Origin of the sequence: Kitasatospora sp. NPDC089509 (assembly GCF_044749365.1) — a bacterium.
GTDB lineage: Bacteria > Actinomycetota > Actinomycetes > Streptomycetales > Streptomycetaceae > Kitasatospora.
In genome coordinates this window covers 319,414-336,963 of sequence record NZ_JBIVHS010000009.1, presented here as the reverse complement: position 1 = coordinate 336,963, position 17,550 = coordinate 319,414, and the positions used below count along the sequence as shown (strand labels likewise).

At 73.1% G+C, this 17,550-nt stretch carries 10 protein-coding genes; all 10 read right to left on the bottom strand.

The window, feature by feature from the left end; translation table 11 throughout:
* Positions 1–11: 11 nt before the first annotated feature.
* The 10 genes from ACIP4P_RS21480 to ligA all read right to left on the bottom strand — a co-directional run bounded on the left by ACIP4P_RS21480 (position 12) and on the right by ligA (position 17,542).
* Positions 12–1,865 carry an acetolactate synthase large subunit gene (locus ACIP4P_RS21480; protein ID WP_400920661.1) on the bottom strand — a complete coding sequence of 618 codons (1,854 nt, stop codon included), beginning with the start codon at positions 1,863–1,865 and terminating at the stop codon, positions 12–14.
* A 329-nt stretch (positions 1,866–2,194) separates the two neighbouring features.
* Positions 2,195–5,155: a putative bifunctional diguanylate cyclase/phosphodiesterase gene (locus tag ACIP4P_RS21475; RefSeq protein WP_400920706.1), complete on the bottom strand. Its 2,961-nt coding sequence runs from the start codon at positions 5,153–5,155 to the stop codon at positions 2,195–2,197.
* Between the two features lie 468 nt (positions 5,156–5,623).
* Complete coding sequence (locus ACIP4P_RS21470) at positions 5,624–8,671, bottom strand: helix-turn-helix transcriptional regulator (protein WP_400920659.1); 3,048 nt, start codon at positions 8,669–8,671, stop codon at positions 5,624–5,626.
* A gap of 143 nt (positions 8,672–8,814) precedes the next feature.
* Positions 8,815–8,973, bottom strand: coding sequence for a hypothetical protein (locus ACIP4P_RS21465; RefSeq protein ID WP_350516718.1), 159 nt, complete (start codon positions 8,971–8,973; stop codon positions 8,815–8,817).
* Between the two features lie 289 nt (positions 8,974–9,262).
* Complete coding sequence (gatB, locus tag ACIP4P_RS21460) at positions 9,263–10,774, bottom strand: Asp-tRNA(Asn)/Glu-tRNA(Gln) amidotransferase subunit GatB (RefSeq protein WP_400920657.1); 1,512 nt, start codon at positions 10,772–10,774, stop codon at positions 9,263–9,265.
* 73 nt (positions 10,775–10,847) lie between these two features.
* Positions 10,848–11,105 carry a hypothetical protein gene (locus ACIP4P_RS21455; RefSeq protein ID WP_350516716.1) on the bottom strand — a complete coding sequence of 86 codons (258 nt, stop codon included), beginning with the start codon at positions 11,103–11,105 and terminating at the stop codon, positions 10,848–10,850.
* Positions 11,102–12,595 carry an Asp-tRNA(Asn)/Glu-tRNA(Gln) amidotransferase subunit GatA gene (gene gatA / locus ACIP4P_RS21450; protein WP_400920654.1) on the bottom strand — a complete coding sequence of 498 codons (1,494 nt, stop codon included), beginning with the start codon at positions 12,593–12,595 and terminating at the stop codon, positions 11,102–11,104. The genes ACIP4P_RS21455 and gatA overlap by 4 nt, the downstream gene beginning before the upstream one ends.
* Before the next feature lie 5 nt (positions 12,596–12,600).
* Positions 12,601–12,897, bottom strand: coding sequence for an Asp-tRNA(Asn)/Glu-tRNA(Gln) amidotransferase subunit GatC (gene gatC / locus ACIP4P_RS21445; RefSeq protein ID WP_030057414.1), 297 nt, complete (start codon positions 12,895–12,897; stop codon positions 12,601–12,603).
* A 219-nt stretch (positions 12,898–13,116) separates the two neighbouring features.
* The gene (locus tag ACIP4P_RS21440; RefSeq protein ID WP_400920652.1) at positions 13,117–14,931 is read right to left on the bottom strand and encodes a putative bifunctional diguanylate cyclase/phosphodiesterase; all 1,815 of its coding nucleotides are present in this window, start codon (positions 14,929–14,931) and stop codon (positions 13,117–13,119) included.
* A gap of 322 nt (positions 14,932–15,253) precedes the next feature.
* Positions 15,254–17,542 carry an NAD-dependent DNA ligase LigA gene (ligA, locus tag ACIP4P_RS21435; protein WP_400920650.1) on the bottom strand — a complete coding sequence of 763 codons (2,289 nt, stop codon included), beginning with the start codon at positions 17,540–17,542 and terminating at the stop codon, positions 15,254–15,256.
* Positions 17,543–17,550 lie beyond the last annotated feature (8 nt).

Genomic DNA, 17,550 nt, shown 5'->3' with positions numbered 1-17,550 from the left:
TGGCAGGGCCGTCAGTCGAGATCGTCGCCGAAGTCGGGCCGGACGCCCTTGGCGAACTGGATCTCGTCGTTGCTGGTGCCGGCCGCGACCATCGGCCACACCATCGCGTCCTGGTGGACGATGAAGTCGATGACCACCGGACGGTCGTCGATCGCCATCGCCTGCTCGATGACCGCGTCCAGGTCCTCGGGGCGCTCGCAGCGCAGACCGACGCAGCCCATCGCCTCGGACAGCTTGACGAAGTCGGGGATCCGGGTGCCCTGGGCCGGCGGCGCGATGCCGTCGTGCTCGGGGCCGGCGTGCAGCACGGTGTTGGAGTAGCGCTGGTTGTAGAACAGCGTCTGCCACTGCCGGACCATGCCCAGCGAGCCGTTGTTGATGACCGCGACCTTGATCGGGATGTCGTTCAGGGCGCAGGTGACCAGCTCCTGGTTGGTCATCTGGAAGCAGCCGTCGCCGTCGATGGCCCAGACCGCGGCCTCCGGGCGGCCCGCCTTGGCCCCCATCGCCGCCGGGACGGCGTAGCCCATGGTGCCGGCGCCGCCGGAGTTGAGCCAGGTGCCGGGCTTCTCGAAGCGGATGAACTGCGAGCTCCACATCTGGTGCTGGCCGACGCCCGCGGCGTAGATCGCCTCCGGGCCGACCAGCCGACCGATCCGCTCGATGACCTGCTGCGGGGACAGCCGACCGTCCGGGGCCGGCTCGAAGCCCAGCGGGTAGGTCCGCTTCCACTCGTCGAGCTTCTCCCACCACTCGGTGTAGTCGCCCTTGTGGCCGGCGTCGAACTCGGCCTGGACGGCGACGATCAGATCGGCCAGCACCTCGCGGGCGTCGCCGACGATCGGCACGTCGGCCGGGCGGTTCTTGCCGATCTCGGCCGGGTCGATGTCCGCGTGCACGATCTTGGCGTACGGGGCGAAGCTGTCCAGCTTGCCGGTGACCCGGTCGTCGAAGCGGGCGCCGAGGGTGAACAGCAGGTCCGACTTCTGCAGGGCGGTGACGGCGGGGACGGAACCGTGCATGCCGGGCATGCCCAGGTGCTGGGGGTGGCTGTCCGGGAAGGCGCCGAGCGCCATCAGGGTGGTGACGACCGGGGCGCCGGTCAGCTCGGCGAGGATCCGCAGCTCGGCGGTGGCCTGCGCCTTGAGCACGCCGCCGCCGACGTACAGCACCGGGCGCTTGCTGCCGACCAGCATCTTCGCGGCTTCGCGGATCTGCTTGGCGTGCGGCTTGGTGACCGGGCGGTAGCCCGGCAGCGCGGTCTCGACCGGCCAGCGGAAGGTGGTGGTGGCCTGCAGGGCGTCCTTGGCGATGTCGACCAGAACCGGGCCGGGGCGGCCGGTGGCGGCGATGTGGAAGGCCTCGGCGATCACCCGGGGGATCTCGGCCGGGTCGGTGACCAGGTAGTTGTGCTTGGTGATCGGCATCGTGATGCCGCAGATGTCCGCCTCCTGGAAGGCGTCGGTGCCGATCGCGTGGGAGGAGACCTGGCCGGTGATCGCGACGACCGGCACCGAGTCCATGTACGCGTCGGCGATCGGGGTGACCAGGTTGGTGGCACCGGGACCGGAGGTGGCCATGCAGACCCCGACCCGGCCGGTCGCCTGGGCGTAGCCGGTGGCGGCGTGGCCGGCGCCCTGCTCGTGCCGGACCAGGATGTGGCGCACCTTGACGGAGTCCATCAGCGGGTCGTACGCGGGAAGGATGGCCCCGCCCGGGATGCCGAAGACGGTGTCCGCGCCGACGGCCTCCAGCGAGCGGATGAGCGACTGGGCGCCGGTCATGGTCTCGACGACGTGCTGGGGAGCGGGAGCGTGGGCGGCCGGGTTGTCCCCGCGGCGGGGGGAAGCGGCGTGCTCGGTCATCTGCCTGTCTCTTCTCGGTTCTTGCCGACCCGGTGCTGCGGGCCCCGGTGCTGCGAGGGTGGGGTCCCGGTCCGGGTCGATCGCCGGCTCTGCCTCAATCGTCCCGCTCGATCCGACAAGTCGGACTCTTCGGGCCGGTCGGGGCCAGGGGTCTTGCGGTGGGAACAGCGTCAGTGCAACAAAAAACCCCTCGTGCCCAAGGGCATGCGAGGGGTGGCGCGTCGGTCTGTCACGAGCGGGGCGTGCGAGCCCACTCAGCCGACGCGCCCGCCAAGTACGAGAATTCGGGTGCGCATGGCAACGACCTTCCTCCCGTCCGGGGTGGCGTGTCAAGCAGGTGGGATGACCGTCTCGCCATGCGGACCGGTCACCGGACCGCTGACGGCCCGGTGTTCGGGCAGGTCGGAGGCCCCGTGGTGAGCTGCGCCACGTCCGCCCGGACCGTCCGGACGGCCACTCGTCCGGGTGTCCGCGGCCAGTTGGGCACGACGGGCGGAGAGCGCGCCGAGCGGCTTGGGCAGCGGGTAGCCGCGGCGGGCCAGCGCCCGGCGCAGCCGGGCCTCGTCCAGCGGCGGGGCGAAGGCCGAGCCCTGGGCCAGCCGGCAGCCCAGCTCCTGGAGCACGGCGACCTGCCGGGGCAGGTCCACCCCCTCGGCGGCGGTGGCCATCCCGAGGTCCCGGCCGAGCCGCACCGCGTGCCCGGCCAGGGTGCGGCTGAGCGTGGACTCGCCCAGGCCCTGGACCAGCGTGCGGTCCAGCTTGAGCCCGTCCAGCGGCAGCCGGGCGAACGCCGCCAGCGAGCCGCCGCCGGCGCCGTAGCCGGCCAGCCAGGTGGAGACCCCGAGTCCGCGCAACGCGGCCAGTCGGCGGCCGAGTTCGTCGGCGAGCGGGTCCGGGCCCATCCGGGCCACCTCGATCACCAGCTCGCCGGCCGGCAGCCCGCTGTCGCGCAGCGCGGCGGCCACCGTCTCGTACAGGCCGGGCGAGCAGAGCCGCTCGACGGAGAGCCGGACGGCCACCGGGACGGGTACCGGCGCGCCGCGGCCCCGCCCGCACAGGTCGCGGCGGTCGGCGGCGGCGGTGACCGCCTCGTGGACCAGCCAGCGGGAGAACCGGGTTGCCGCGTCACCGTGCTCGGCCGAGCGCAGGAACTCGGCCGGGGTGAGCAGCAGGCCGCCCGCCGAGCGCCAGCGGGCCTGGGCCTCGATCCCGGTCACCGCGCCACTGGCGAGGTCCACCACGGGCTGGTGGAGCAGGGTGAAGCCGCCCTCCCGGACGGCCACCCGCAGCCGCTCCTCCAGTTCGGTGCGGCGCTCCAGGTCGGCCCGCATCGCGGGGGCGTAGAGCACCACCCGGCCCTTGCCCTCGGACTTGGCCCGGTACATCGCCAGGTCGGCGTTGCGCATCAGCTCGTCGGCGGCGGCTCTGGGGTCGGCGGCCGGGCCGCGTTCGGGGGTGCCGAAGGCGATGCCGATGCTGGCGGCGACGCCCAGTTCGACCCCGCCGATCCAGTACGGCTCGGAGAGCGCGAGCCGCAGCCGGTCGGCCAGCTCCTGGACCTGCAGCTTGCCGAGCGGGCCGCAGACCAGCGCGGCGAACTCGTCGCCGCCGAACCGGGCGACGGTGTCCCCGCAGCGGACGGCGCCCTGCAGCCGGCGGGCGGCCTGCACCAGCAGTTCGTCGCCGACCTGGTGGCCGGCGCTGTCGTTGACCGCCTTGAAGCCGTCCAGATCGAGGAAGAGCACCGCGATGCCGGCGCCCGTCCCGCCCTGCTGGCCGCGGGTGCCGAGGGCGCCGCGCAGCCGCTGGGTGAACAGCGCCCGGTTGGGCAGGTCGGTGAGCGGGTCGTGGAACGCGTTGTGCTGCAACTGGGCCTGGAGCATGACGCGTTCGGTGACGTCCCGGCTGTTCAGCAGCAGCCCGTCGCGGTGCCGGCTGACGGTCGACTCGACGTGCAGCCACTCGCCGACGCCGGAGCCGATCCGGCACTCGACCCGGGCCGAGGGTTCGACGGTGCCCGGGGTGCGGTGGGCGGCCAGCCGCACCCGCGCGAGGTAGCGGCGGACCTCGGCGAGCACCCGGTCCACGTCCTCGGGGTGGACCAGGTCCAGCAGGTTGCCGCCGACCAGCTCCTCCGGGTCCCGCCCGTAGACGCCGAGCGCCGCCGGGGAGACGTACGAGAGCACCCCGTTCGCCCCGGCGATCATGATCACGTCGCTGGAGCCCTGCACCAGGGAGCGGAAGTGCGCCTCCTTGTGGGCGAGTTCCTGGGCCAGCGACAGGTTGTCGAGCAGCATCACGCCCTGACGGAGGATCAGGGCCAGTCCGACGGTGCACGCCGCCGCGGCCACCACGCGGTCCAACTCGCGCCCGCCGACGGCGTTGTAGAGGATCCCGGCGGTGCACACCGCAGCGGCCGCGTACGGGGTGAGCGCGCTGAAGGTGGTGGCCACCCGGCGGCGCGGCAGGCCGCCGGCCGAGGGGTGCTCGCGCAGCGGGCGGCGCCAGCGCGCGGACCACGGCGCCCAGGCGAGCAGCAGACTGCCGGCGAACCAGCCGGCGTCCAACAGCTCGCCGGAGTGGTAGTTGCTGTGCAGCTCCGGGGAGGTGAACAGGGCGTCGCAGGTGACCGTGACGGCGAGCGCGAGCATCGCGGTGTGCACCGCCGCCCGGTTGCCGTCCCGGCCGCCGAAGCGCAGCCCCACCACCAGGCTGACCAGCAGGATGTCCAGCACCGGGTAGGCCAGGTTGAGGGCCAGCCGCAGCGGGGAGCCGTGCTCGCCGGCCGCGATCCGGCCGAGCGCCAGGCTCCAGCTGAGGGTGAACAGCGAGCCGGCGATCAGCCAGCCGTCCAGCAGCAGGCACAGCCAGCCGGCCGCCGAGCGCGGGTGCTGGGCGAGCACCAGCACGCCGGTGATGGAGAGCGGGGCGAACAGCAGGAAGGCGTACTGGGCGAGCGAGCCCTGCGGCAGCGGGATCCGCGCCACCAGCTCGTACCAGCCCCAGGTGCCGTTGCCGAGGGCCACCGTGAGCGAGGAGAGGCCGAACAGCAGCCAGGCCGGGCGGGCGTGGCCGCCGACCGTGCAGCCGTACACCAGACAGGACAGCGCGGACGCGAGGGCGGCCGCGGCCAGCCCGAAGTCGCCCATGAAGACGGCGAGTTGGTGCGAGCCCCAGCCGGCCGCGGCGCCCGTCGCATAGGCCAGGCAGAGCACCCCGAGGACGAGGCCGGGCAGCGTGCCGCTGCCCCGCAGCCCGGCCAGCGGGCCGTGCCCGACCGGCCCGGGCAGCCCGGGCGGCCCGGGTGGTTCGACGGCGGACGCGTCGGCGGGCGGTACGCCCTGCCGTCCTGATCCGGGCAGCACCGTATCGGTGGAGCTCACTCGGCCTCTCCCCCTCCGGCCCGGGGCCCGGCGCCCCGGCCACGGACCACCGACCACGCGCCTCCCGGCCGTACGCGGCGACCTGGCGCCCCGCCAGGACGGCGGCCCAGGGGGTGGGCTGCCGTCCGGCCGCCGCACCGCACCGATGCTCCCGCCCGGGACCCTACACCAATTCCGTCACTCAATGACACGCACACTCAACTTAGAGTAATGGCGGCAGGGCGGGGAAATGCACCCGGTTCCGACCGATCGGCCCGGTTGGCGGCGGCGCGCGAGCAGGGGCTCACGCGGCGCGCACGGGAGCACGCGACGGCGCCCGGCCACCCTGGCCGGGCTGCCCACCGATCGTCCGGGTACGGCCGACGACCTGCGGCTTCACCGCCCCGAGGGGGCCGCGTCGTCGGGGAACAAGCGCAGCCGGTGGGCCAGCGCGGCGGCCTCGCCGCGGCCGCCGACCTCCAACTTGCCGAGGATGTTGGACACGTGCACGCTTGCGGTCTTCGGAGAGATGTACAGTTCCTCGGCGATCTGCCGGTTGGTCCAGCCCCGCGCGAGCAGCCGGAGCACGTCCCGCTCACGGGGGGTGAGCCCGAAGGAGTCCCCGACCGCCGGAGCGGGCGCGGCCGCGACGGCCCGGCGCTCGGCCGGGGCCAGCCCCAGCCCGGCCCGCTCGGCCAGGGCGGTGATCTGCGCCCCCAGCAGCCGGTCGCTCCGGGCGCCCGCCAGTTCGGCCGCCTCGCGCAGCAGTTCGGTGGCCTCCTCCCGCCGGCCGGCCCGCACCTGGGCCTCGGCCCCGCGCAGCAGGCCCAGCGCCAACGGGTACGGCAGACCGGCCGGCCGCAGCTCGGCGACCGCCCGCTCCCACTGGGCCGGGGTGTCCGAGGCCGCCGCCCGGGCCAGTTCGGCCTCCAGCAGCCGCTCCCAGCCGTGGTGCAGCGGCGACCGGGGCCGCAGGTCGGCGGCCGCCGCGGCGATCGCGGCCAGCGCCTCGGCCCGGCCCGCCGCGGCCTCCGGCAGCCCCAGGTTGTCCGCCTCCACCCCGGCGGCCTCCACCAGCAGCGGGTAGACGTCGGACTCGTAGCCGAGCCGCCCCTCCTCCGCCAGCGCGGCGAGCAGTTCGGCCCGGGCGTCCAGCGGCCGTCCGCCGTGCGCGGCGATCCGCAGCGCCAGCCGGCTGATCGGCACGCCGTGCTGCGCCTGGCCGACCCGGTTGGCCGCCCGGGCCTGCGCCAGCATGGTCGCCGCGGTGGACAGGTCCCCGCGCAGCAGCGCCAGGTCGCCGCGCAGCCGGTCCAGGAACTCGGCGTGCGAGCCGGGCAGGCTGGTCAGCTCGCTGGCGGCGAGCAGTTCCTCGGCCTCCCGCAGCTGCCCGAGGTCGATCAGCGCCTCGACCAGGTTGCCCGCCAGGATGTAGCCGATGTTGCGCTGCAGCCCGTTGCCGTCCGCGAACTCCAGTCCCTCCCGGGCCAGTCGGACGGCCTCCTCGGTGCGGCCCAGTCCGTGCTGCATGCTGGCCAGGTTGTTGATGCCTCGCAGCAGGAGGTCCGGGATGCCCAGCTGCCGGGCCCGCTCGATCGCCGCGGTCAGCTCGGCCAGCCCGCCCTCGGCGTCGCCGAGCAGGTCGTAGCGCAGGCTGCCGAGGGTCATCCGGGCGTGCACCTCGACCGAGTGCGCGCCGACCTGCCGGGCGATCCCGATCGCCCGCTCGGCCAGCTCCATGTGCTCGGTGCGCGGCTTGCGCACCACCGCCACCCCGGCGGCCAGCGCGAACACCTCGGCCTGCACCGCGGACGGCGGCAGGTGCTCCACCAGCCGGTGCGCGCGGGCGATCTCCTCGTCGTCCCCGGAGCGGCGCAGATTGCCCAGCATCCGGGCCCGGTTGATCCGGAACCAGGCCGAGCGCACCGGGTGCTCCGCCTCGTCGACCAGCCGGAGCCCGCGCTTGGCCAGGCTCAGGCCGCGCTCGCGGTCGCCGCAGCGCCGGGCCGCGACCACCGCCTCGGCCAGCACGTCGACCAGCTGGATCCGGTCGCAGTCGGCGCTCGCGGGGCTGTGGTCGCAGGAGCCGGGCGGGTAGGTCTCGGCCCAGTCGTACGGGCGCAGGGTGTGCGCCAGCACCTCCTCGGAGACCAGGTCCCACAGCTCCAGGGCCCGTTCCAGCATCCCGAGTTGCTCGGCGAAGGCGTTGCGGCGGCGGGCCGCCCGGGCGGCGTCCAGGGCGGTCGGCAGGGCGCGGGCCGGATCGTGCGCGTGGTACCAGTAGTTGGCCAGCCGGGCGGGCAGCGCGTCGGCCGGGACGAGCTGCGGCTGCGCCTCCACGGCGAGCGCGAACTTGCGGTTGATCCGGTGCCGTTCGCCGGGCAGCAGGTCGTCCGAGACCGCCTCGCGGACCAGCGCGTGCCGGAACCGGTAGCCCTCGCCCTCGCTGTCCGGACGCAGGATGTTGGCGCCGACGGCCACCCGCAGCGCCTCGATCAGCGCCTCCTCGTCACCGGCCAGGACGGCGGCCAGCAGGGCGTGCTCGACGTGCGAGCCGCCCTCGGCGGCGATCCGCACCACCTTCTGGGCCTCCTCGTCCAGCCCCTCGACCCGGACCAGCAGGATGTCCCGCAGCGAGTCGGTGAGCCCGGCGCCGCAGCCGTCCTCGAAGGCGGTGGCCAGCTCCTCGACGAAGAACGGGTTGCCCTCCGAGCGGCGCAGGATGCGGTCCACCAGCTGGCGGTCGGGGGCGGCGGTGCCGAGGATGCCGGCCAGCTGGGCCGCGACCTCGCGGCGGCCGAACCGCTCCAGCTCCAACCGCTGGACGGTGCGCAGCCGTTCGTGCTCGGCCAGGAAGGGACGCAGCGGGTGGCGCCGGTGCAGGTCGTCGGTGCGGTAGGTGGCGACCAGCAGCACCCGGGAGCGGTGCAGGGTGCGCACCAGGAAGGAGAGCAGTTCACGGGTGGAGCGGTCGGACCAGTGCAGGTCCTCGATGGCGAGCACGAGGGTACGTTCCGCGCCGAACCGTTCGAACAGTCTCGCTGTGTGCTCGAACAGTCGGGCCCGGCCGTACTCGTCGTTGGGCTCGCCGTCCGCCTCGCCGAACTCGGAGAGCAGGCGGGCGAGGTGGCCCTCGCTGCCGGCCGCCGCGGCCTCGAACTCGGCGCCCAGCGAGCGGTGCAGCCGGCGCAGCGCGGCCGCCAGCGGAGCGTACGGCAGGCCCTCGGCGCCGACCTCCAGACAGCTGCCGAGCGTGGTGACCGCTCCCCCGTCGCAGGCCCGCTGGAGGAACTCCTCCAGCAGCCGGGTCTTGCCGATGCCGGCCTCACCGCCGATCAGCACGGCCTGCGGGCTGCCGCTGCCCGCCCGGCGCAGCGCATCGGTCAGTTCGGTGATCTCGCTGCCGCGGCCGACGAAGACGGGACTGACCGATATCTGCTGCATGGAGGCGAGCATGCCATAGCCGGAGCCACGGGTGAGAGGGGTTATCTCCCCAGGCGAACGGGGCGAACGCCCGGAGGGGGAGGCGCTCCCCCGCGGCGCCTCCCCCTCCGGAACTCCCTCGACACCGTCGTGGTGCCGCACCGTCAGCACTCCGGCCGACGCACGGGGCGCCGCTGGAAGCGGGCGGCCACCGGACGGCGACGGAGGCGGCCGGCCTGCCGGGCCTCGCGGACCAGGCGCTCGTGCTCGGCGCGGGCTTCGAGCTCGTGGGCCTGCTGCTGGATGAGCTGGTACTCGATCATTTGGGGCTCCCCCTCGGGTCCTGCCTTCGTTTCCCTGACATGTAAGAGCTTCCTCCCCCAGTGGGGGGTGCCACATCGGGAGCGTGCCCCATCTTCCGAAGGCCGGATGCCTTAGATTCGGCACCAGAAAAGGTTTAAGGCCCTGTCTCACCTAGATACATAGGTGAGACAGGGCCTTAGGCCTTACTTAGAGGGCCTTAGATGCCTTAGACGCCTTAGGTAGGCGGGCTTGACGGCCTAGGCCGCCTCAGCATGTCAGGCAGACACGCCCAGCTTCTCCAGGCTGTGCCTACTGTCCTTCCACGCCCAGCTTCTCCAGGATCAGATCCTTCACCCGGGCCGCGTCCGCCTGGCCACGGGTGGCCTTCATGACCGCGCCGACCAGCGCGCCCACGGCCGCCACCTTGCCGTCGCGGATCTTGGCGGCGACCGCCTCGTTCTCGGCGATGGCCTGGTCGACGGCGGCACCCAGCGCGGAGTCGTCCGAGACCACGGCCAGGCCGCGCTTCTCGACGACCTCGTCCGGCTCGCCCTCGCCGGCCAGCACGGCCTCGATGACCTGACGGGCCAGCTTGTCGTTCAGCTTGCCCTCGGCGACCAGCGCGGTGACCCGGGCGACCTGCGCCGGGGTGATCGGCTGCTCGCTCAGCTCGGTGCCGGTCTCGTTGGCGCGACGGGCCAGCTCGCCCATCCACCACTTGCGGGCCTGGTCGGCGGGGGCGCCGGCCGCGATGGTGTCCTGGATCGGCTCGACCGCACCGGCGTTGAGCACCGACTGCATGTCCTTGTCGGACAGGCCCCACTCGGCCTGCAGCCGGGCGCGACGCACCCGCGGCAGCTCCGGCAGCGCGGCGCGCAGCTCCTCCACCCACTCCCGGGCGGGGGCCACCGGCACCAGGTCCGGCTCGGGGAAGTAGCGGTAGTCCTCGGCGTTGTCCTTGATCCGGCCCGAGGTGGTGCTGCCGTCCTCCTCGTGGAAGTGACGGGTCTCCTGGACGATGGTGCCGCCGTCGGTCAGCACGGTCGCGTGCCGCTGGATCTCGAACCGGGCGGCCCGCTCCACGCTGCGCAGCGAGTTGACGTTCTTGGTCTCCGAGCGGGTGCCGAAGGTCTCGGTGCCGTTCGGGCGCAGCGACAGGTTGACGTCGCAGCGCATCTGGCCCTTGTCCATCCGGGCCTCGGAGACGCCCAGCGCCTTGATCAGCTCGCGCAGCTCGGCGACGTACGCCTTGGCGACCTCGGGGGCCCGCTCGCCGGCGCCCTCGATCGGCTTGGTGACGATCTCGATCAGCGGGATGCCGGCCCGGTTGTAGTCGAGCAGCGAGTGGGTGGCCCCGTGGATGCGACCGGTGGCGCCGCCGACGTGGCTGGACTTGCCGGTGTCCTCCTCCATGTGGGCGCGCTCGATCTCCACCCGGAAGGTCGAGCCGTCCTCCAGCTGCACGTCGAGGTAGCCGTTGAAGGCGATCGGCTCGTCGTACTGCGAGGTCTGGAAGTTCTTGGGCATGTCCGGGTAGAAGTAGTTCTTCCGCGCGAACCGGCACCACTCGGCGATCTCGCAGTTCAGCGCCAGGCCGATCTTGACGGCCGACTCCACGCCCACCGCGTTGACGACCGGCAGCGAGCCCGGCAGGCCCAGGCAGGTCGGGCAGGTCTGGCTGTTCGGCTCGGCGCCCAGCTCGGTCGAGCAACCGCAGAACATCTTGGTCTTGGTGCCCAGCTCGACGTGGACCTCAAGGCCCATCACCGGGTCGTACGACGCGAGAGCGTCCTCGTAGGAGACCAGGTTCATGACGCTCACAGCGTCCCTTCTCACTTGAAGCTTGGGAGGTACGGGCCCGGTCCCACCCGGCGGGCGGGACCGGGCCGGGGCGTCAGCCCAGCAGGACGTCGTCGGAGGCGAGCTGACGGAGCTCGCGCACCAGCAGGGCGGTCCCGGTGATCAGTGCGGCGGCCCCGACCAGGGCGTTGACCAGCTTGAGGGTGTCGCTGTCCGCACGGGCGCTGCGGACGTCCTTGGCGATGGAGATCGCACCGAACGCGCTGGTGCCGATGGACAGCCACAGCCCGGGCTTGCTGTGCTTGAAGCCCTTCAGGGAGCTCGGGGCCTTGGCCTTCTCGATCTTGCTCACAGTGCCGGTACCTCCTCCAGCAGGGTGTGCCCCCACTTGTCGTTGAGTGCGGCCTCGACGGCGCCGCCCACGCGGTACAGGCGGTCGTCCGCCATCGCGGGAGCGATGATCTGCAGGCCGACCGGGAGATTGTCCTCCGGGGCCAGGCCGACCGGCAGCGACATGGCCGCGTTGCCCGCCAGGTTGGACGGGATCGTGCACAGGTCGGCCAGGTACATCGCCATCGGGTCGTCGGCGCGCTCGCCGATCGGGAAGGCGGTGGTCGGCGTGGTCGGCGAGACCAGCACGTCCACGCCGGCGAAGGCCGCGTCGAAGTCCCGCGAGATCAGCGTGCGGACCTTCTGGGCCGAGCCGTAGTAGGCGTCGTAGTAGCCCGAGGAGAGCGCGTAGGTGCCCAGGATGATGCGGCGCTTGACCTCGTCGCCGAAGCCGGCCTCACGGGTCAGCGCGGTGACCTCCTCGGCCGAGCGCGAGCCGTCGTCGCCGACCCGCAGGCCGTAGCGCATGGCGTCGAAGCGGGCCAGGTTGGAGGAGCACTCGGACGGCGCGATCAGGTAGTACGCCGGGAGCGCCAGGGTGAAGGACGGGCAGGACACCTCGACGACCTCGGCGCCCAGCTCGCGCAGCAGCTCCACCGACTCGTCGAAGCGCTGCATCACGCCGGCCTGGTAGCCCTCGCCGGCGAACTCCTTGACAACGCCGATCCGCATGCCGCGGACGTCGCGCATCCGCGCGGCCTCGACCACGGCCGGGACCGGCGCGTCGATCGAGGTGGAGTCCAGCGGGTCGTGGCCGGCGATGGCCTCGTGCAGCAGCGCCGCGTCCAGCACCGTACGGGCGCACGGGCCGCCCTGGTCCAGGCTGCTGGAGAAGGCGACCAGGCCGTAGCGGGACACCGAGCCGTAGGTCGGCTTGACGCCGACGGTGCCGGTGACGGCGCCGGGCTGGCGGATCGAGCCGCCGGTGTCGGTGCCGATCGCCAGCGGGGCCTCGAAGGCGGCCAGCGCGGCGGCCGAGCCGCCGCCGGAGCCGCCGGGGATGCGGGTGAGGTCCCACGGGTTGCCGGTCGGGCCGTAGGCGGAGTTCTCGGTGGAGGAGCCCATCGCGAACTCGTCCATGTTGGTCTTGCCGAGGATGACGACGCCGGCGTCCTTGAGACGGGTGGTCAGGGTGGCGTCGTAGGGCGGGATCCAGCCCTCCAGCATCTTCGACCCGCAGGTGGTCGGGATGCCCTTGGTGGTGAAGACGTCCTTCAGCGCGAGCGGGACGCCGGCCAGCGGGCCCAGCTCCTCGCCCTTGGCGCGCTTCTCGTCGACGGCCTTGGCGGCGGCCAGCGCGCCCTCGGTGTCGACGTGCAGGAAGGCGTTGACCTTCTTGTCGACGGCCTCGATGCGGTCCAGGTGCGCCTGGGCGACCTCGACGGCGGAGACCTCGCCCTTGGCGATGGCGCCCGCGGTCTCGGCGGCGGTGTAGCGGATCAGCTCGGTCATCTCGGTCAGTCCTCCCCGAGGATCTGCGGTACGCGGAAACGCTGCTCCTCGGCGGCGGGGGCGCCGGACAGCGCCTGCTCCGGGGTGAGCGAGGGCCGCACCTCGTCCGCGCGCATGACGTTGGTCAGCGGCAGCGGGTGGGAGGTCGGCGGGACGTCCTGTCCGGCGACCTCGGAAACGCGGGCGACCGCGCCGATGATCACGTCGAGCTGCTCGGCGAAGTGGTCCAGCTCTTCGGGCTTCAGCTCAAGACGCGACAGCCGGGCGAGGTGGGCGACCTCCTCGCGCGTGATGCCAGGCATGCAGCGATCCTCAGGGTGAGTTCTGGTGAGACCCGGCGACGCCTGCGGCGGTGCCGGGCCCGGGCAGGAGCAGCCGGGTTCGGCGCTCCGTCCTCGTGGTCTTTGCACCCCATCCTATGGGGCCCGGCCCGGCCACCGGCCAACGAGTGGAGCCGGGCCCGCGTCACCGGCCTCCACCGTGCGGTCCGCCGCGCTCTCCGGGCGCTCCCCGCGCGGTCGCTACTGCGGCCCGGTACGGGCCCAGCCCGACGCGCCCGGCGCCTGGAAGCCGATCTGGCCGGCCGGCAGCGCCGGGCCGCGCTGGACGGTCTGGACGGCCGGCGGCAGCACCGGCGGGAGGGTCGGCGGGAGCACCGGGGGCAGCGCGCCGGGCCGCTCGGCGGGCTTGATCGCGGTGGGCCGGTCGACCGGCTTGATGATCGACGGGAGCTGCGAGGCGGGGCCGAAGCGCTCCACCGTCGGGGCGCCGGTGGTGCGGTGCACCCGCAGCCAGGCGGTGGCCTGCTCGGCGGGCAGCGCGGCCGAGACCAGCCAGCCCTGGACGGCGTCCACCCCCATGCAGTGCAGCCGCTCCCAGGTCTCGTCGTCCTCGACGCCCTCGGCCACCACGGTCAGGCCGAGCGAGTGGGCCAGCTCCACCGAGCAGCGCACCACCGCCGCGTCGTGGTCGTCGGCGACCATCCGGGAGACGAAGGAGCGGTCGATCTTCAACTCGCCGACCGGCAGGCTGCGCAGCCGCACCAGCGAGGAGTGGCCGGTGCCGAAGTCGTCCAGGGACATCCCGACGCCGTAGCCGCGCAGTTCGGCCAGGGTGTCGGCGGCGCGCCGGGAGTCGTCCAGCAGCAGCCGCTCGGTGATCTCCAGCTGCAGCGCGTGGGCCGGCACCTGGTGGCGGACCAGGTGGCCGGCGACGCGCTGGGCGAAGCCGGGGTTGAGCACGTCGCGCGGCGAGACGTTGACCGCGACCTGCACCTGGAGGCCCTGGTCGCGCCAGTAGGCGAGCTGGCCGACGGCCGCCTCCAGCACGTAGTCGGTGAGCCGGGGCATCAGGCCGCTGGACTCGGCGAGGCCGACGAACTCGTCCGGGGAGACCCTCCCCTGCCCGGGCCGCTCCCAGCGCAGCAGCGCCTCCAGGCCGACCACCCGGCCGTCGAAGGCCACCTTCGGCTGGTAGTGCAGCTGCACCTCGCCGGTCTCCAGGGCCCGGCGGAGGTCCCCGAGCAGGCCGATCCGGTACGGGGTGTCGGCGTCCTGGGCCTCGTCGTACTGGGCCACCCCGCTGCACTCGCGCTGGGCGTGGCCCATCGCCACGTCGGCGCGGCGCAGCAGCGCCTCGGCGTCCTGGGCGTGCTGCGGGTAGACGCAGACCCCGGCGCTGGCCTCCAGCACCAGCAGCAGCCCGTCCAGCCGGATCGGGGCGGCGAGTTCGGCGATCAGCGCCTTGGCGACCCGTTCCAGGCTGTCCGGGCAGTTGATGCCGGGGAGCAGGACGGCGAACTCGTCGCCGCCCATCCGGGCCACCATCGGGCGGCCGCGGCGGTAGTGCCGGGGCAGGCCGGCGAAGACGTCGTCGATGGACTCCCGGGTGGCGCTGCCGGCCGGTCCGCCGGAGCGCAGCGCGCGATGGAGTCGGCGGGCGATGTGAACCAGCAGGCGGTCACCGGCCGTATGACCAAGTGTGTCGTTGAGTGATCGGAATCGGTCGAGGTCAAGCAGGATGAGACCGACGCTGCACCCTTGCTCGCGCTCGGCGATCGCCTCCTGGGCGGCCAGCAGCAGGGCCTGACGGTTGGGCAGATCCGTCAGGGGGTCGGTCAGCTGGTCGCGGGCGCGATCCCGGGCGATCCGCCAGGCCGCCACCAGGACGGCCAGCGGCACCGCGAAGAGCGGCAGCAGTTCGGGTTCGTACCGGTAGACCAGGACGGCCAGCGGGATGAGCGGCGCGGCTCCGGCCAGCAGCACGCCGAGCAGCAGGACCGCACCTGCCACCCCCTGCGGCGGGCGTGTGGGCGCGCCGCCGGTCGTACGATCCATAAGCCCTGTCCTCCGTCGGGCCCGCCCCGTCAGGCCGCCTTACGGTGAGGCACCGGTCCGGTACCGACAGCTGCCGGGCATGGAGCGACCCCGAGGAGCACCGGTTGAGCCGGTGCCCCCACCCCTGCTGACACTCTGTTGCGCTCCAGGGTATGTCGGGGTCCACCCGGTGGGCAGACTTTCGGACAACCGGAAACGCGCCACCGCGCCCGGGTGTCGCACAGTGACACAATGCCCGCTTTCACTGAACGACACCCGGTGACGTTGCATCAGGACGATAACAACAAGGATCCGGTCCGCGGCCGGTCGGGTCGGCCCCGGATCAGCTCTCCGCGGCGGCCGGGCCGGGCTCCGCGGCCTGCTCGGGCTCCGGAAGCCCCAGGTGGGCACGGGCGGCGGACGGTCCGTCGGCGAGCAGCACGGCGAAGCCCGCGTCGTCCAGCACCGGCACTCCGAGCTGAACGGCCTTGTCGTACTTGGATCCTGGATTCTCACCGACGACCACAAAATCGGTCTTCTTCGAAACCGAACCGGTCACCTTCGCTCCGCGCGAGGTCAGCGCCTCCTTGGCACCGTCCCGGGTGTGCCCGGCCAGCGTCCCGGTCACCACCATCGTCAGGCCCTCCAGCGGACGCTCCGCCTCCTCCTCGTCCGCGAACTCCTCGACGAAGCGCACGCCCGCGGCCCGCCACTTCTCCAGGATCTCGCGGTGCCACTCCTCCTCGAACCACTCCTTGATCGAGCGCGCGATGGTCGGGCCGACGCCCTCGACCGCCGCCAGCTCCTCCTCGGTGGCCGAGAAGACCCGGTCCAGGTCACGGAACTCCCTGGCCAGCTCCTGCGCCGCGACCGGGCCCACGTGCCGGATCGACAGGCCGTTCAGGAAGCGCCAGAGCGGGCGGTCCTTCGCGCCCTCCAGGTTGTCCAGCAGGGTCTGCAGCGACTTCTTCGGATCGCCCTTGGTGGTCGCGAAGAAGAAGACCTCCTTCTCCCGGCCGGTCGCGTCGTCCAGCTTGGGCATGCCGGTCTTCTGGTCGCGCACCAGCACCTTGATCGGCAGCAGCTGCTGCTCCGTCAGCCCGAAGACGTCGCCCTCGTTGCGCACCGGCGCCTCGGCCGGCTCCAGCGGCTGGGTCAGCGCGGTAGCCGCGACGTAGCCGAGCCCCTCGACGTCCAGACAGGAACGCCCGCCGAGGAAGGCGATCCGCTCCCGGATCTGGGCCGGGCAGTACTGGGCGTTCGGGCAGCGCAGATCGATGTCCCCCTCGGACATCGGGCGCAGCTCGCTGCCGCACTCCGGGCAGTGCGAGGGCATCACGAAGGCCTGCTCGGTGCCGTCCCGCAGGTCGTAGACCGGGCCGAGGATCTCCGGGATCACGTCACCGGCCTTGCGCAGCACGATGGTGTCGCCCAGCAGGACGTCCTTGGCCTTGACGATCTCCTGGTTGTGCAGCGTCGCGTACTGCACCATCGAGCCGGCCACCTTCACCGGCTCGGCCAGCACCGCGTACGGGGTGGCCCGGCCGGTGCGGCCGATGCCGACCTTGATCTCGGCGAGCTTGCCGGTGACCTCCTCCGGCGGGTACTTCCAGGCGATCGCCCAGCGCGGGGACTTGGAGGTGGCGCCGAGCCGGCCCTGCAGGGCGATCTCGTCCACCTTGACCACGACGCCGTCGATCTCGTGCTCGACCGAGTGCCGCTGCTCGCCGAAGTGCTTGATGAAGGACCGCACTTCGGCCAGGGTGCCGACCACCCGGTTGTGCCGGGCGGTGGGCAGGCCCCAGTCGTGCAGCAGCTGGTAGGCGTGCGACTGGTTGTCGATGTCGAAGCCGACCCGGGCACCGATGCCGTGCACCACCATGTGCAGCGGGCGGGAGGCGGTGACGTGCGGGTCCTTCTGGCGCAGCGAACCGGCGGCGGCGTTGCGGGGGTTCATGAACAGCCGGATCATCGCCCGGGGCCGCTTGCCCTCCTCGGCGCGCACCTCGTTCTCCTGCCGGCGGAGCTCGTTCTCCGCCGCGAAGGAGGCGTTGAGCGCGTCGAACTCCTCGGTCGGGAAGTAGACCTCGCCGCGGATCTCCACCAGCGCCGGGACGTCGTCGCCCTTGAGCCGGTGCGGGATCTCCTTGATGGTGCGGACGTTGGCGGTGATGTCCTCGCCGACCCGGCCGTCGCCGCGGGTCGCCGCCTGCACCAACTGGCCGTTCTCGTAGGTGAGGTTGACGGCCAGACCGTCCACCTTGAGCTCGCACAGGTAGTGGTACTCGATGCCGTCCAGTTCGGCGGCGACCCGGTCCGCCCAGGCGCCGAGCTCCTCGTCGTCCATCGCGTTGTCCAGGGAGAGCAGCCGCTCGCGGTGCTCGACCGCGGCGAACAACTCGGTGGCGGCGCCGCCGACCCGCTGGCTGGGCGAGTCCGGCGTCACCAGCGCCGGGTGCTCGGCCTCCAGCGCCTCCAGCTCGCGCATCAGGGCGTCGAACTCGGCGTCGCTGACGACGGGCGCGTCCTGCTCGTAGTAGCGGGCGCGGTGGTCGGTGATCTCCTTCGCCAGCTCGGCGTGCCGCCGACGCACCTCCGCCGGGACGTCCTCCCAGCCCTCGACAGCCGTCACCGCAAGCC

What these genes read in the sequence shown, in the direction of transcription:
- ACIP4P_RS21480 (WP_400920661.1), bottom strand. Translation starts at nt 1,865, where the DNA reads ATGACCGAGCACGCCGCTTCCCCCCGCCGCGGGGACAACCCGGCCGCC.
- ACIP4P_RS21470 (WP_400920659.1), bottom strand. Translation starts at nt 8,671, where the DNA reads ATGCAGCAGATATCGGTCAGTCCCGTCTTCGTCGGCCGCGGCAGCGAG.
- ACIP4P_RS21465 (WP_350516718.1), bottom strand. Translation starts at nt 8,973, where the DNA reads ATGATCGAGTACCAGCTCATCCAGCAGCAGGCCCACGAGCTCGAAGCC.
- gatA (WP_400920654.1), bottom strand. Translation starts at nt 12,595, where the DNA reads ATGACCGAGCTGATCCGCTACACCGCCGCCGAGACCGCGGGCGCCATC.
- gatC (WP_030057414.1), bottom strand. Translation starts at nt 12,897, where the DNA reads ATGCCTGGCATCACGCGCGAGGAGGTCGCCCACCTCGCCCGGCTGTCG.
- ACIP4P_RS21440 (WP_400920652.1), bottom strand. Translation starts at nt 14,931, where the DNA reads ATGGATCGTACGACCGGCGGCGCGCCCACACGCCCGCCGCAGGGGGTG.